12 protein-coding genes are annotated in these 14,779 nt (G+C 72.9%); 5 read left to right on the top strand and 7 right to left on the bottom strand.

Annotated features, from left to right (window positions below; all coding sequences use genetic code 11):
* Window positions 1-40 precede the first annotated feature (40 nt).
* The 4 genes from KM933_RS13365 to KM933_RS13350 all read right to left on the bottom strand — a co-directional run bounded on the left by KM933_RS13365 (window position 41) and on the right by KM933_RS13350 (window position 4,896).
* On the bottom strand, window positions 41-1,012 hold the full coding sequence (locus KM933_RS13365) for a 3-oxoacyl-ACP reductase (protein WP_221351655.1): 972 nt from the start codon (window positions 1,010-1,012) through the stop codon (window positions 41-43).
* 134 nt (window positions 1,013-1,146) lie between these two features.
* A complete protein-coding gene (locus tag KM933_RS13360) occupies window positions 1,147-2,238 on the bottom strand; it encodes an alcohol dehydrogenase catalytic domain-containing protein (protein ID WP_221351653.1) in 1,092 nt (363 codons plus the stop codon).
* Between the two features lie 136 nt (window positions 2,239-2,374).
* On the bottom strand, window positions 2,375-3,232 hold the full coding sequence (locus tag KM933_RS13355) for a MaoC/PaaZ C-terminal domain-containing protein (protein ID WP_221351650.1): 858 nt from the start codon (window positions 3,230-3,232) through the stop codon (window positions 2,375-2,377).
* A gap of 221 nt (window positions 3,233-3,453) precedes the next feature.
* Entirely contained in the window at window positions 3,454-4,896 is a 1,443-nt protein-coding gene (locus KM933_RS13350; protein WP_430727308.1) for an MFS transporter, read from the bottom strand.
* 248 nt (window positions 4,897-5,144) lie between these two features.
* On the opposite strand from KM933_RS13350, the gene KM933_RS13345 reads away from it, so the two are divergent.
* From KM933_RS13345 to KM933_RS13325, 5 genes are all read left to right on the top strand, one after another.
* On the top strand, window positions 5,145-6,890 hold the full coding sequence (locus tag KM933_RS13345) for an MFS transporter (protein WP_221351646.1): 1,746 nt from the start codon (window positions 5,145-5,147) through the stop codon (window positions 6,888-6,890).
* A 153-nt stretch (window positions 6,891-7,043) separates the two neighbouring features.
* On the top strand, window positions 7,044-7,694 hold the full coding sequence (locus tag KM933_RS13340; protein WP_221351644.1) for a class I SAM-dependent methyltransferase: 651 nt from the start codon (window positions 7,044-7,046) through the stop codon (window positions 7,692-7,694).
* Between the two features lie 137 nt (window positions 7,695-7,831).
* On the top strand, window positions 7,832-8,818 hold the full coding sequence (locus KM933_RS13335; protein ID WP_221351642.1) for an N-acetylmuramoyl-L-alanine amidase: 987 nt from the start codon (window positions 7,832-7,834) through the stop codon (window positions 8,816-8,818).
* 171 nt (window positions 8,819-8,989) lie between these two features.
* Entirely contained in the window at window positions 8,990-9,862 is an 873-nt protein-coding gene (locus KM933_RS13330) for a DUF5336 domain-containing protein (protein ID WP_221351640.1), read from the top strand.
* Between the two features lie 169 nt (window positions 9,863-10,031).
* Entirely contained in the window at window positions 10,032-11,039 is a 1,008-nt protein-coding gene (locus tag KM933_RS13325; RefSeq protein ID WP_221351638.1) for an LLM class F420-dependent oxidoreductase, read from the top strand.
* A gap of 37 nt (window positions 11,040-11,076) precedes the next feature.
* Here the strand turns inward: KM933_RS13325 and KM933_RS13320 are convergent, their stop codons facing one another.
* Genes KM933_RS13320 through KM933_RS13310 form a run of 3 tightly spaced genes read right to left on the bottom strand, consistent with a single transcriptional unit; the run spans window position 11,077 to window position 14,709 of the window.
* Window positions 11,077-11,835 carry a hypothetical protein gene (locus KM933_RS13320; RefSeq protein WP_221351636.1) on the bottom strand — a complete coding sequence of 253 codons (759 nt, stop codon included), beginning with the start codon at window positions 11,833-11,835 and terminating at the stop codon, window positions 11,077-11,079.
* Window positions 11,822-13,513, bottom strand: a complete 1,692-nt coding sequence (locus KM933_RS13315; protein WP_308013371.1) for a VWA domain-containing protein — start codon at window positions 13,511-13,513, stop codon at window positions 11,822-11,824. The genes KM933_RS13320 and KM933_RS13315 overlap by 14 nt, the downstream gene beginning before the upstream one ends.
* Complete coding sequence (locus tag KM933_RS13310; RefSeq protein ID WP_308013370.1) at window positions 13,510-14,709, bottom strand: hypothetical protein; 1,200 nt, start codon at window positions 14,707-14,709, stop codon at window positions 13,510-13,512. Before KM933_RS13310 ends, KM933_RS13315 begins: the two co-directional genes overlap by 4 nt.
* Window positions 14,710-14,779: the final 70 nt, after the last annotated feature.

The raw sequence follows: 14,779 nt of genomic DNA, 5'->3' as shown, positions 1-14,779 counted from the left end.
CCGTTTCCCTGACCGGGCGAGGCTGGTTCCCGGGTTCCCCCTAAGCGGGGAACCCGTGCGTGAGACCCAGCACCTCCGTCGCCGCGAACGTCTCCCCCGCGGGCCGATCCACGTAGTGGGGCGTGAGCAGCGCGTCCAGTTCGTCGTACGTGAAGGCTTCCTGCTTCGTGTCGAACTTCGCCGCCACCCGCGGCCGCTCGACGATCGCGACCATCCCGCCGTGCACGACGAGGAGCTGGCCGTTGACGCGTCCGGCCGCCGGGGACGCCAGGTAACCGACCAGCGGGGCGACATGCTCGGGGGCGAGCGGGTCGAGCCGCCCCCCGGCCGCCCCCGCCCTCCGGCCACGCGGTCCCTGGAACCCCGCGAACACGTCCGCCGTCATACGGGTCCTGGCACGCGGGCAGATCACGTTCGCCGTGACGCCGTACTTCGCGAGCGCCAGCGCCGTCGAGGTGGTCAGCCCGACGATGCCGCCCTTCGCGGCGGCGTAGTTGGGCTGGCCCGCGGAGCCCGCGAGGAACGCCTCCGAGGAGGTGTTCACGATCCGCCCGTACACCGGCGCGTCCGCCGCCTTGGACCGCGCCCGCCAGTACGCGGACGCGAAGCGCGTGGTGTTGAAGTGGCCCTTCAGATGGACCCGGACCACGGAGTCCCACTCGTCCTCGGTCATGGAGAAGACCATCCGGTCGCGCAGGATGCCCGCGTTGTTGACCAGGATGTCCAGCCGTCCGAACTCCGCGACCGCCGACTCGACGAGTTCGCGGGCCTGTTCGTGGTCGGCCACGTCGCCGGTGTGCGCGACCGCACGGCCGCCCGCCGCCCGGATCTCGGCGACGACCTCCTCGGCGGGTACGGCCGACGCCTCGCCGGAGCCGTCCCGGCCGGGCTGCCCGAAGTCGTTGACGACGACGGCGGCACCGAGCCGGGCGAGTTCCAGCGCCTCCGCCCGGCCGAGACCGCGGCCCGCGCCCGTGACGACCGCGGTACGCCCCTCAAGTGGCAGCGACATCGTGCCCCTTCCTGCTGACTCGACTGTGGCCCGTGTGGCCCGTGTGGCCCGTGTGGCCCGTGTGGCCCGTGTGGCCCGTGTGGCCCGTGTGGCCCGTGTGGCCCGTGTGGCCCGTGTGGCTCAGGGTCGGAACCTCAGATCTCGATGCACGTCCGCAGCGCCACACCCGTACGCATCTGGTCGAGCGCCTCGTTGACGTCCGCCAGCGGCACCCGGTGCGTGATCAGGCCCTCCAGGTCGATGCGCCCGGCGCGCCACAGGGCGATGGCCCGCTCGTAGGACCGCAGGGCGTCCCCTCCGCCGTACATGGACGGCAGGATCCGCTTCTCGTCGAAGAACAGCTCGAACATGCTGAGCTGGAGGAAGTCGTCCACGGCGCCCGCGCCGACGACGACCAGCGTGCCGCCGCGGCGGGTGTTCTCGTACGCCGTGCGGGCGGTGGCGGAGCGGCCGACGACCTCGAAGACGTAGTCGAAGCCCTCGTCCGCGGTCAGCGACCGCTTGGCGTCCGCGAGTTCCTCGGGTGCGACGGCCCGGGTGGCGCCGAACCTCAGCGCGGCCTCGCGGCGCGGCAGGACGGGGTCGACCGCGACGATCTCCGCGGCGCCCTTCAGCCGGGCACCCTGGATCGCGGAGATGCCGACGCCTCCGCAGCCGATGACGGCGACCGACGAACCGGCCGCCACGTCGGCGGTGTTGAGGGCGGCGCCGAGTCCCGTGGTGACCCCGCAGCCGATGAGCGCGGCGACGTCGAAGGGCACGTCGTCCGGGATCGGCACGGCGCAGCCCGCGTCCACGACGACCTCCTCCGTGAAGGTCCCGGTGCCCGCGAAGCCGAACACGTCCGCGCCCGCGGAACCTCCGCCCAGGCGCTTGAAGTTGGGCGTGCCGGCGTTCATGAACCCGGCGAGACACAGTTGGGTCTGGCCGCGCTTGCAGGCGGCGCACGCTCCGCACGCGGGCAGCCAGCAGATGACGACCCGGTCGCCGGGCCCGACGCCGGTGACGCCCTCGCCGACCTCCACGACCTCGCCGGCGCCCTCGTGTCCGGGGACGAACGGCGCGGGCTGCGGCAGCACCCCGGCCATCGCCGAGAGGTCCGAGTGGCACAGGCCGGTGGCCCGTACCCGGATCCGTACCCGGCCGGGGCCGAAGCCCGTCGCCTCGACGTCGTCGAATATCTCCAGCTTGTCCTGGCCGATCTCGTGCAGTACGGCTGCGCGCATGGTGCGGCTCCCCTCGGAGACCTGCGTACGACACGTGGGTACGTGGGTACGTGGCGTGGCTACGCAGGTACGTAACTACGTAGGTACGACACTCGCGGGTACGGCACCCGTGGGTACAGCACGCGTACCCGCCGACTCAGGCGTGCTCCACGACGGCGTCGGTGAGGACCGGTGCGTCGTCCCGCTCCGCCGCGCCCACCGTCACCCGGACCCGGCCGTCCTCCCGCCACATCCGGACGCGCAGGGTCTCGCCCGGGTACACCACCCCGGCGAAGCGCGTGGCGCAGGAGCGGACCCGGCCCACGTCGCCGTCCAGCACCGTGTCCACGACCGCCTTCAGCGTCATCCCGTACGTGCACAGCCCGTGCAGGATCGGCCGGTCGAAGCCGGCGAGCTTGGCGAACTCGGGGTCGGCGTGCAGCGGGTTCCGGTCGCCGGAGAGCCGGTACAGGAGCGCCTGGTCCTCGCGGACCGGGCGCTCGACCGTCCTGTCCGGCGGGCCCTGCGGCGGGGCGGGGCGGGCGGAGGGGCCGCGGTCGCCGCCGAAGCCGCCCTCGCCGCGTACGAAGATCTGGGCGTCGTTGGTCCACAGCGGGCCCCGCTCGTCGGCGGCCTCGGTGCGTACGACGAGGACGGCGGCCTCGACCTTGTCGTACACGGCCGCGATGCGTGCGGCGGCGACCGCCCGGCCCGCTGCCGGGATCGGCCGGTGCAGCGTGAGGCTCTGGCCGCCGTGCAGGACACGGGCCAGGTCGACGTCGATGCCCGGCAGGGAGAGGCCGCTGATCACGCCCGGGGAGCCGGCGCCGGCGACGGTCGCGAAGCTCGGCAGGACGTGCAGCCTGGACTCCAGGGTGTAGCGCAGTTCGCCGGGGTCGGTCGCCGGTACGCCGGCTCCGAGGCCGAGGTGGTAGAGCTGGACGTCCTTGTGGTCCCAGGTGATCTCGGCGGACCGGGGCCCGGCCGCGAGGGCCCGGGCGACGTCGATGGGCATGGGACTCCTGACTGCCGGCGGGAAGACCCCGGTGCGGCCGTCCGCACCGTCGGCCGCACCGGGGTCGTCTGGGCCGGGGAACCCGCCCGTTCTAGAACGCGTTCCAGTCCGGCGACCCCCTGTATAGCCGAGCCCCGGACACATGGGAAGTCTCCTGACGTCATGTCAGATACGGACGGGCCGCCGACGACCGCCGGCAGCACCCCCGGCGAAGGCCACGTTCAGCCGCGGTCGGCGGCCTTCCGCGGCAGCCACACCCACATCAGCGCCGCACCCGCGAGCAGCACCCCGCACCCCGTGCGGAACACCAGCGCGTACCCCTCCGTGAGCGCCGCGGGCGACTCCTCGCCCCCCGCCCCCGTCCGCGCGGCCGCGATCGTCGCCATCACCGACAGTCCGAGCGAACCCCCCATCGTCCGCGAGGTGTTGATCAGCCCCGACACCAGCCCCGCGTCCTGCGCGTCCGCCTCCGACGTGGCGAGCGCGGCGAGCGGTGTCGCCGCGAGCCCCGCACCGAGCATCATGAGGATGCCGGGGAACATGATCGCGGTGAGGTACGACCCGTCCGCGCCCATCGTGGACTGCCAGCCGAACCCGGCCGCCGCCACCAGCGTCCCGATCACCGCGACGTTGCGCGCCCCCACGGCCGGCAGGAACCTCGGCGCGGCCTTCGACCCCAGGATCACCGCCAGCGAGCTGGGCACGAGCGCGAGCCCGGCCTCCAGGGGCGTGTAGCCGAGCACGTTCTGCGCGTACAGCGTCATGAAGAACCACATGCAGAACATCGCCGAGCCGCACAGGAACATCGCCACGTTCGCCGAGGACACGGAGCGCAGCCGGAACAGCTCCAGCGGCATCAGCGGCGCCTTCGTCCGCGCCTCCACGAGCAGGAAGAGCCCGATCAGGACGGCGCCGCCGGACAGCGGGACCAGGGTCGCGGCCGACCCCCACCCCTCGGCCTCGGTCTGCACGATCCCGTACGCGAGGACCGCGAGGCCCGACGTCACCAGTACGGCACCCGGCAGGTCGAGCCGCCGCCCGCCGCCCACCCGGCTCTCCGCGAGCCGGCACAACGCCCCGGCCAGCACCACGGCACCGACGGGCACGTTGATGAGCAGGACCCACCGCCAGTTCAGCCCGTCGACCAGGAGGCCGCCGACGAGCCCGCCCGCCGCGCCGCCGCCCCCGCCGACCGCGGTCCAGGTCGCTATGGCACGGGCGCGTGCGGGCCCCTCCGGCACGGCGGACGTCAGGATCGTCAGCGTGGAGGGGGCGAGCACGGCCGCGCCGAGCCCCTGCACGGCCCGCGCGGCCAGCAACTGCCACTCCTCCTGCGCGAGTCCGCCCGCGAGGGAGGCGAGCGTGAAGAGCGCCAGCCCGACCAGGAACATCCGCTTGCGTCCGTACAGGTCGCCGGCCCGTCCGCCGAGCAGCATGAACCCGGCGAAGGCGATGGTGTACGCGTTCACGACCCACTGGAGTCCTGGCGCGCTCAGCCCCAGGTCGGACCGCATCGACGGCAACGCCACGTTGACGACGGACACGTCCAGGACGACGAGGAACTGGCCCGCGCAGGCCAGGGCGACCACCACCCAGGTGGGCGGTGCGGGACGACGGGACACGGGTATCTCTTCGGGAGCTCTGAGCGAGGGCATGGGGGTCATGCTCGCAGGGCCCCTCTGCCCCGTACATCGGAATTCGGTTGCACCCCCGTACACCTCCGCCGTACACCCCCCGCGCACCGCGGGACCCGGACGCGGTTGGGCCGGATGTAATGGGAAGGTCAAGATTTCGTTAGCGTCCCGAAGCAACGGAATAGTTGCCTTGGGGCACGGGGTTCACCCTGCACCCACCTGTCCCGATCACGTAATCCGATCGCATACCCCGATCACGCCCCAGGAGGCCGCACGCAATGACCCCGACCACGGCGGACCCGCGCACACCGAGGCGGGGCGGCAGCGGAATCGTCCCGGTACTGGCCTTCGCCGGCATCGTCGTCGCGGTCATGCAGACCCTCCTCGTACCGGTCATCAAGGACCTGCCGGAGCTGCTGGACACCTCCCCCGGCAACGCCACCTGGGTCATGACCTCGACCCTGCTCGCCGGCGCCGTGTCCACACCGATCATGGGCCGCCTCGGTGACCTCTACGGCAAGCGGCGCATGCTGATCGCCAGCCTCGCGGTGATGGTCGTGGGCTCGCTCGTCGCCGGATTCACCAGCGACCTGCTCGTGATGATCGTCGGCCGCGCCCTCCAGGGCTTCGCGATGGGCGCCATACCGCTCGGCATCGGGCTGATGCGCGACGGGCTGCCGCCGGAGAAGCTCGGCTCGGCGATGGCCCTGATGAGTTCCTCGATCGGCGTCGGCGGCGGACTCGCGCTGCCGGTCGCGGCGCTGGTGGCGCAGCACGCGGACTGGCACGCGCTGTTCTTCGCCTCGGCGGGCCTCGGTGTCCTCGCCATCCTGCTCACCCTCGCCCTCGTGCCCGAGTCCCCGATGCGGGCGCCGGGCACCTTCGACGTCCTCGGGGCGCTCGGGCTGTCCGCCGGTCTCCTCCTCTTCCTCCTGCCGATCACCAAGGGCGGCGACTGGGGCTGGACGTCCGGTACGACCCTCGGTCTGTTCGGCTCGGCGGCGGCCGTCCTCCTCCTGTGGGGCGTGATGGAGCTGCGCGTCAAGGCGCCGCTGGTCGACCTGCGCACCACGGCCCGGCCCGCGGTGCTCTTCACCAACCTCGCCTCGATCATGGTCGGCGTCGCCTTCTACGCCGTCTCCCTGGTCCTGCCCCAGCTGCTCCAGCTGCCCGCGTCGACCGGTCACGGCCTCGGCCAGTCCATGGTCGTGGCGGGGCTGTGCGTGGCGCCGCTCGGTCTGACGATGATGTTCACCGCGCCGGTGTACGCCCGGCTGTCCGCCAGGTACGGCCCCAAGGTCACCCTGATGACCGGCATGCTGATCATCGCGGTCGGGTACGGCGCCGGGCTCGGCCTGATGAACGCCGCCTGGCAGACCGTCGTCATCGCGGTGGTCCTGGGCGCGGGGATCGGTCTCGCGTACTCCTCGCTGCCCGCGCTGATCATCGGTGCCGTGCCGGCGTCCGAGACCGGGGCGGCCAACGGGCTCAACACACTGATGCGGTCGATCGGCACGTCCGTGTCCAGCGCGGTGATCGGCATGGTGCTGGCGAACACGGCCGACCAGGTGGGCGGGGTGGCGGTGCCCACGATGTACGGGTTCCGGGTGTCGTTCCTGATCGCCACGGGGGCGGTGCTGCTGGGGCTGGTGTTCGCGGCGTTCCTGCCGGGACGGCGGGCGGCCACGGGTACGGGTGCCGGTGCGGAGGAGCTCCGCCTGGTGGCGTCCAGTGCGGACGGTCCCGTGGACCGGGCCGGGTTCAGCGGGCGGGTGCTCGACGCCGGCGGTGTTCCGGTGGCGCGGGCCAAGGTGACGTTGATCGACCGGCGCGGGCGGCAGGCGGGGGCGACGCTGTCCTCCCCGGACGGCGCGTACGCCCTGGCCGTGCCCGGCGAGGGGGCGTACGTGCTGGCCGTCACGGCGGACGGGCACGGACCCCTCGCGTCCGGGGCGAGTCACCCCGGCGGGACGCGGGTCGTCCGGACGGACCTCGCGCTGCCCGGGGCCACGGTCCCCGCGTAGCGCTCGGCACGCGCCCGGCCACGCGGTCGCGCGGTCGCCCGGACGTGCGGTCGCCCGGGCACGCGGCCCTCAGCAGGGCGTCGGGGTGCATGCATGCGGCACCATGGCGCCCACACGCGTGCATGTATTACACGTACTACCTGGAGGAATCCCATGCCCACGGCACCCGAGCCGGAGATCCTTGCCGCTTTCGAGGAGGCCAAGGGGTTCATGCCCGTGGGGGAGGGGCTCGCCCTGTACGCGGCCGCCGTCGAGGCGGGGCGGCTGGGGCTGCCCTTGCTGGAGGTGGGCACCTACTGCGGGCGGTCCACCGTCCTGCTCGCCGGCGCGGCGCGGGCGGCCGGGGTCACGGCCGTCACCGTCGACCACCACCGGGGCAGCGAGGAGCAGCAGCCCGGGTGGGAGTACCACGACCCCTCGACGGTCGATCCGGAACTCGGCCGCATGGACACCCTGCCGACCTTCCGCCGTACGCTCCACCGGGCCGGCCTGGAGGACCACGTGGTCGCGGTCGTCGGCCGCTCACCGCAGGTCGCGGCCTTCTGGAACTCCCCCCTCGGCCTCGTCTTCATCGACGGCGGCCACACCGACGAGCACGCGACCGGCGACTACGAGGGCTGGGCGCCCCATGTCGCCGAGGGCGGCCTGCTGCTCATCCACGACGTGTTCCCGGACCCGGTCGACGAGTTCACCGGGCAGGCGCCCTACCGGGTGTACCTCCGGGCACTGGGGTCCGGCGCGTTCACCGAGGTCTCGGCGACCGACTCCCTGCGGGTGCTGCGGCGCACGGGCGACGGGATCTGAGCGGTACGCGCCCGTAACAGGTGCATGTACAGGTACGTATACACAGGTACGTATACAGGTGCGTACGGACGCGCACGGACGCGTACGGGCACCCTCCTTCCCGGCCCGTGGTCCGGCCGACCCGTAAAGTGGCAGCCGTGTCATACGTAGGCCCGGACTTCGAACCCCCTCGTCCCCCGCGCCGCCCCCTGCGCCGACCCCTGACCGTCGCCGTCGCCACGCTCGTGCCGGGCGCCCTGGTGGGCTGGCTGGTGTGGCAGGCGGTGGGGGACGACGACGGGAACGGCTCCGCCGCGCGGGCGTCGGCGTCGGCCCCGGCCGGCCGTTCCGCCCCGTCGGGCGATCCGGACGACGGCAAGGAACGGCCCGACGGCGGAACCGGCCGGTCCGGCGGCGGCGAGGAGCCCCGTACGTCACCGTCCGCCGAGGCGTCCGGCCCTGCCGCCTCCGGGCCCCTCAAGGGCAAGGTCGTCGTCGTCGACCCCGGGCACAATCCCGGCAACTTCCGGCACCCGTCCGACATCAACCGCACGGTGGACATCGGGACGAACCGGAAGGAGTGCGACACCACCGGCACCGCCTCCAACAGCGGTTACACGGAGGCCGAGTTCACCCTCGACGTCTCGCGGCGGCTGCGCACCGCCCTGGAGAAGGAGGGTGCCACGGTGAAGTTCACCCAGGACGGCGACCGCCCCTGGGGCCCCTGTATCGACGAGCGGGCCGAGATCGGCAACAAGGCGCGGGCGGACGCCGTCGTGTCGGTCCACGCGGACGGTTCGGCGGCCGGCAACCGCGGCTTCCACGTGATCCTGCCGGGCCCGGTGCACTCCGGCGCCGCCGACACCCGTCCCATCGTGGCCGCGTCCCGCGTCCTGGGCGAGCGCGTCGCCGGCGGCTTCCTGCGCGCCACCGGGACCCCGCCCTCCAACTACGTCGGCGGCGGCACCGGCATCGACGTGCGCGAAGACCTCGGCGGTCTCAATCTGTCAACGGTTCCGAAAGTGTTCATCGAGTGCGGGAACATGCGTGACAGCGAGGACTCCGCACGGCTGACCAGCGGCACCTGGCGGCAGAAGGCGGCGCAGGGGATCTCCGAGGGAATCGTGAGTTTCCTGCGCGGGTAGCGGGCAGGGGGTTCACCGGGGCGGACACCCGTACGGGGCGGACGATAGTGTCGTCCCTACGATGAGGGGCCATCCCCGCGCCTCGCACCGCGGCCTTCCGGGGACATCTTCCGGGGACATGGTGACAGCGACGCCTCCACCGACGACGAGACGACTGACGAAGGACCTGAAGTGAATATCCGCTCCCTCACTCGAGGCGACGGCGTGGTGATCGGAGCAGCGGTACTGCTGTTGATCGCGTCGTTCCTCGACATCTACTCGATCGAGAACGCCCCCGACAGCGCCGACATCCCGAACGCCTGGGGCAGCGGCCCCGTCCTCATGAGCGTCACGCTGGCCGGCATCATCGGCGCCGCGCTGATCGTCGTCGCCCGCGGTCTGCCGCAGGCGCCGAAGGTCGCCGGTCTCGACCTGGGCCAGGTCGGCGTCGCCTTCACGGTGTTCGCCGCCTGGAGCGCGCTCGGGAACATCTTCGACCCGGCCGGCGGCTTCGACAACAACGGCGGGCTCGACACCATCGGTGCCGGCACCGGTCTCATCCTCAGCCTCGTCGCCACCCTGCTCCTCGCCGGTGCCGCGGTCGCCACCCCGCTCGTCCCGGCCCTCAAGGGCGCGCTCGTCCCCGCCCCCAAGCCCGCCGCCCCCCAGCCCTACGGCGGTCAGCCGCAGGGCGGTTACGGCTACCCCGGTGCCCAGGGCGCCCAGCAGCCCGGTCCGTCCTTCGGCGGGCAGGTCCAGCAGGGCCAGCCGTTCGGCGCCCAGCCCGGCCAGCCGCAGTCCGGTCAGCCCGGTCAGCCGCAGGCTCCGCAGCAGGCGCAGGCCCCGCAGCCGCAGCCGCCCGCCGGGGACTTCTCCCCGTTCTGGTTCGCGGTGCCGGTGACGCGTCCGCTGTTCGCGGAGGACGGTTCGCCGACGCCGATCGCCGAACTGGCGCCCGGCACCTGGTACCTGGCCGTCGAGCAGCGCGGCCCGAGCCTGGTGGCCCAGACGCAGGACGGCCGCCGCGGCGTGCTGCAGGACACCTCGGGAATCCAGCGCGGCTGACCCCGCCACCGGTTCCGCCGACGGCTCCGTCACCGGTTCCGCCGGTCTTGGCGCCGGTCCCGTCACGGCCCCCCGCCCCGAGAGATCTTCGGATCTCTTCCGGGCGGGGGGCCGTTCCCGTACAGTCGGCCCGGCAGCGCATTGTCTGACGTACCGTCAGGAGTGGTGTATGCGGCTCGGACTCGCCCTCGGTTACTGGGGTCGCGGCCCCTCCGCGGACCACGTGTCCCTGGCCCGGGAGGCGGAACGGCTCGGCTACGACTCCGTGTGGACCGCCGAGGCATGGGGATCCGACGCCTTCACCCCGCTCACCTGGATCGCCGCGCGGACATCGAGGATCAAGCTCGGCACGGCGGTCGCCCAGATGGCGGCCCGCTCCCCCACCACGACCGCGATGCACGCGCTCACCCTCGACCACCTCTCCGGCGGGCGGGTGCTGCTCGGCCTCGGGCTGTCGGGTCCGCAGGTCGTCGAGGGCTGGTACGGGCGCCCGTTCCCGAAGTCACCGCTCACCGCGACACGGGAGTACGTCGACGTCGTACGCCAGGTCCTGCGGCGGGAGGGACCGGTCGAGCTGGACGGACGCTTCCACCCGCATCCCTACCGGGGGGCGGACGGCACGGGGCTCGGCAAGGCCCTCAAACCCATCACGCATCCGCTGCGGTCCGGACTGCCCGTCCTGCTGGGGGCCGAGGGGCCGAGGAACATCGCGCAGACGACCCGGATCGCCGACGGATGGCTGCCGTTGTACTGGTCGCCGACCCGGACCGGGGTGTACGGGGCATCGCTCGGCGGGGCGCCCGAGGGGTTCCTCGTCGCGCCCATGGTCCGGGCGGCGGTCTGCGACGACGTCTCCGAGGGGCTCCTGCCCGTCAAGGCGATGCTCGGCTTCTACATCGGGGGCATGGGGCACGCGGCACGCAACTTCCACGCCGACCTGATGGGACGGATGGGGTTCGAGGACGAGGCCCGGCGGATCCAGGAGCTGTTCCTGGCGGGGCGGCGGGAGGAGGCCGTGCGGGCCGTGCCCGACGCGTTCGCCGACGAGATCTCCCTCGTCGGGCCGCGCGCGCGGATCGCGGAGCGGCTGGAGCTGTGGCGGAAGGGGCCGGTGACCGATCTGCTGGTGCTGTCACCGGACCCGCACACACTGCGGACGCTGGCCGACCTGAACTGAACCGAACGCCCCGCCGTCAGCCCTCAGCCCTCAGCCCTCAGCGGAAGACCGCTATCGCCTCCAGCGTGACCTCGCGGGTGTCCTCCCGCCAGCCGGTCATCTTCCCGAGGCAGCGGGCCTGGAACGTGCCACTGTTGATGCGCTCGTTGCGCAGGCCGTCGGCGGCGCAGGTGACGCGGACGTGGGCGGGGCGCTCCGGGTCGCCGTACGGCGCGCGCAGCACGATCTCCCGCGTGGTCTCCGTCTCCACCAGGAAGCGTCCGCGCACCGAGACGAACTCCTCGATGTCGCTGAGCGCGACCCCGCCCTGGGCGGCGCCCGGGCCGAGCGCGTCGGCGAGGGCCCGGTTCGGGACGACGTCCCCGGAGCGCAGGTCCGCGTGGACGATGACGTCGGCCTGCTCGAATGCCTCCATGAGCACCCCGATCACGGAGATCGGCTCGCTCTTCTGCACATAGCTGCTGAACTTCTCCTGCGTGACGTCCCGGTTGGCCCTGACGCCCCAGCGGAGCAGCCTGCCCCACAGTCCCACGCTGGTGTTGACGTTGGTCCGGTGCTCGACGGCCTGTTCCAGGGCCACGCTGTAGTTGCCCATCCGGTACAGGTCCATCACCGCCTTCTCGTCCAGGTAGAAGCAGACGCTGTACGCGGACCGCTGCCCGCCGGTCCGGCGTCCGCGCGCGCGGACGTGCCGCGCCAGTACGGCGCCGAGCGTCACGAACCCGGCGGCGGTGACCAGCCACACCGTCATCCACGGCCACCACACGCCCCACCACTGTGCGTCAACGACACCCACGGATCTCCTTGAATGCCTCGGAAAGGGACGATTCCCGCGCGTCCACCATGCGTCCGCCGGTCTTCGCGGCGGCGCGCCGCAGGGCTCCGGCGTCGGCGTCGCCGAAGTGCACGGGGTAGGTGCGGACCGCGGTGCGGGTCCCGGCGGACCGTGCCTCGTAGCGGCGTACGAACTCCTCGTACGCGATGCCCGCGTTGTTCTCGCCGTCCGTCATCAGCACGATGGCCACGTCCCGCCGGGGGTCGTCGGCCACCGCGGACGAGGCCGTGCGGTAGCCGTGGTCGAGGGCCGTCCAGAGAGCGGTCGCGTCCCCGTAGCCGCCCCGCGCGACGACGTCGGCGAGGTTCCGCAGGTCCTCCTGTCCCCGGACGGTGACGGTCCGCTCCTCCAGGACCCGCCCGCCGAACCGTACGACGGTCAGCCGCTCGCCCTGGTGGAACCGCGCGAAGGCGCCCGTCGTCGAGGGGTCCGCGCCGCTGAGGTCGGCGAAGGCCTTCCGCAGGTCCGCCATACGCCTGCCGCGCATCGAACCGGAGAAGTCGAGCAGGAAGATCACCTGGTCGGCGACCCGGTGGCGGGGGTCGCCGTAGTCGTCCAGCAGCCGTTCCAGGACGCCGGGGCGGTCGGGGAAGTAGAGCGCGTTGCCGACCGGTGCGCGCAGGGATCCCTCGCGGGCGACCGCGGGGTTCACCGGGCGCCGCTGCGCCGTCCGCATGATCTCCCGCTGCACGGAGTCCTTGCGGAGCCACCGCACGACCTCGTCGTACGCGGCCCGCCGGTCCGGGTCGAGGAGGAGCAGGGGGAAGTCGGCGAGGACCGTGCCGTCCTCCGGGCGCACGATCTCCAGCTCCTCCTCCAACCGGCCGCCGGAGTTGAGGGCGAGCAGGTCGGACTCGTAGGTGATGAGCGCGTTCGCCGTGCCGGGGCGGGCGACGAAGTCGTCGAGCAGGTCGCGGGTGGAGGCGGCGGTGAGGCGCTGCCCGGAGCGGAAACCGCGCAGGCGGTCGCAGGAGACGTCGTCCTCGCGCAGGGCCCCGCCGGTGCCGGCCGCGGCGGTGGCGACCCCGACGAGCGCGGCGAGGCCGGTGCCCGTCCGCCGGGGGTCGGCCATGCCGAAGCGTACGGTGCCGGTGGCGGCGGCGTCCGCGACGTCGGCCCAGCTGAGGCGGGTGGTGCCCGACTCGGCGCGCAGGGCGCGGGCCGTCTGCGGGCGCAGGCCGACGACGACCGGCGAGAGCATGGTCGGAGTGCGTGGCATCCCCCGCGCGGCGTCCTGGTGGCGCAGCCGGAAGGAGCGGTCGGTGGAGAGCCAGGCCAGGTCGTAGCCGTCACTGTTCCGCCCGCCGCCGTTCCGTCCGCCGCCGTTCCGCTCGGCGCGGCTCCGCCCGGCGGTGTTCCCTTCCGCGTTTCCCTCCTCGTTCCCCTCCGCGTTCCCTTCCTCGTCGGCCAGCCCCTCTCCGGTGTCGGCGTCGGCCCGGTAGTCCATGGCGAGTTCGACACCGGTCTCGGATCTCAGCTCGTCCAGGAGCGGCTCCAGTACGGCGAGGTCGGGGCCGGCCAGGACGCGCAGGGTGGTCCGGTCCCCGTCGCCGGAACAGCCGGCGGTCACGGTCGCGGTCACGGCCATGGTCAAGGTGAGACCGAGGCACAGCGCCAGGACGCCCGAGGGGCGCCTCACCGGGCGTCCTGCTGCGCCGGCGGGCACTCGCCGACCGTCTGGATCATCCGTTCCAGGAGGGGCAGGCGCGGAAGGACGGCCTTGGTGTCGTCGGCCGAGGTGACCGGCACCTGGATACCGCGCTCCGCCAGGAAGGCGGCCAGCCGGTCGCTGGTCGAGTCACTGGTGGCGTCCCGCACGCGAAAGCCCAGTTCCATCGCCCGGTGCTGGAGTTCGGGGTCCTCCGTGACCAGTTCGCCGAGCCGTTCGCCGTCGTCGGTGAGGGCGACGAGCTGGGGTTCGGTGACGAACCGGGTCGAGGGGTAGAGCAGGACGCGCCCGTGGTCCGGCTTGCCGTGCGTGGCCTGGTACCGGATCTGGTGGGCCAGGAACTGGTGCTCGTAGATCACCGAGATGGGGGCGATGCCCTTGCCGTCCACGGACAGGTAGGTCTCGGCGCGCTCGGAGCCCGGCAGCCCCTGCTCGTTGAGCAGGTCCTTGATGTCGCGGGCGTGCGCGTCGGCCTCCTGCAGGCCACGCGGTGCGTTGTTGCGGTGCCACACGAAGGAGACGAGTCCGAGGTAGGTGCCGCCGGAGTTGGACTCGCAGACGTCGGAGGTCTGGGCGAGGACCTTGTTGCCGTTCCGCACCCCGTGGCGCTCGATGCGGAGGTCGTCCCACCGCTTTCCCTCGCTGGTCTGCCGCAGGAACTTCTCCATGTCGAGCCGGTAGTAGAGCGGACCGGAGGCACCACCGGAGGTTCCGCCGGAGGTCCCACCGGGCTGCGCGCGGGCGATCTCCGCGTCCCTCAGCGTCTCGGCGTACTCCCGGTAGGTGGCGAGGACGATGGGGCTGACGAAGGGGCGGTAGGTGAGGACGGGGTGCCCGGCCTTCGCACGGTCGCGGGTGATCAGGTCCGCGGCGGGCTGTCCCGAGGGGAAGACGACGTCGTACCCGGCGACGTCCTGGGTGGCGATGTCGCGCGAGCCCATGCGGGTGATGTTCAGCCGGAAGCCGTGCTCCATGAGGATGCGCCGGACCTCCGGGTCCTCGAAGAAGTCCCGTTTGGAGGCCATCTTCGCCTCGATGGTGACGACCCGGTCGAGCGGCAGCGCCAGGTGCCCGGAGAAGAGCAGCAGGACGAGGCCGATGACGGGGACGGGCAGCGCGAGGGCCAGCGTGCGGCGCAGCCGGCTCCGTACGGGCCCGCCGACCACCAGCCGGGGCTCCTCCTCAGGACTCTCGGATCCGGCGGGTCTGGCGGGTCTTTCGGGTCTTTCGGCTCTG

The sequence above is a fragment of the Streptomyces beigongshangae genome (genome assembly GCF_019710745.1).
Lineage (GTDB): Bacteria > Actinomycetota > Actinomycetes > Streptomycetales > Streptomycetaceae > Streptomyces > Streptomyces beigongshangae.
Note: the sequence above shows the minus strand (reverse complement) of the source record. Positions and strands in the feature narration are given on the sequence as shown.

Bases quoted from the DNA above. Each gene is read 5' to 3' on its own strand.
- KM933_RS13355 (WP_221351650.1), bottom strand. From the start codon at position 3,232: ATGCCCATCGACGTCGCCCGGGCCCTCGCGGCCGGGCCCCGGTCCGCC.
- KM933_RS13340 (WP_221351644.1), top strand. From the start codon at position 7,044: ATGCCCACGGCACCCGAGCCGGAGATCCTTGCCGCTTTCGAGGAGGCC.
- KM933_RS13360 (WP_221351653.1), bottom strand. From the start codon at position 2,238: ATGCGCGCAGCCGTACTGCACGAGATCGGCCAGGACAAGCTGGAGATA.
- KM933_RS13325 (WP_221351638.1), top strand. From the start codon at position 10,032: ATGCGGCTCGGACTCGCCCTCGGTTACTGGGGTCGCGGCCCCTCCGCG.
- KM933_RS13345 (WP_221351646.1), top strand. From the start codon at position 5,145: ATGACCCCGACCACGGCGGACCCGCGCACACCGAGGCGGGGCGGCAGC.
- KM933_RS13350 (WP_430727308.1), bottom strand. From the start codon at position 4,896: ATGACCCCCATGCCCTCGCTCAGAGCTCCCGAAGAGATACCCGTGTCC.
- KM933_RS13365 (WP_221351655.1), bottom strand. From the start codon at position 1,012: ATGTCGCTGCCACTTGAGGGGCGTACCGCGGTCGTCACGGGCGCGGGC.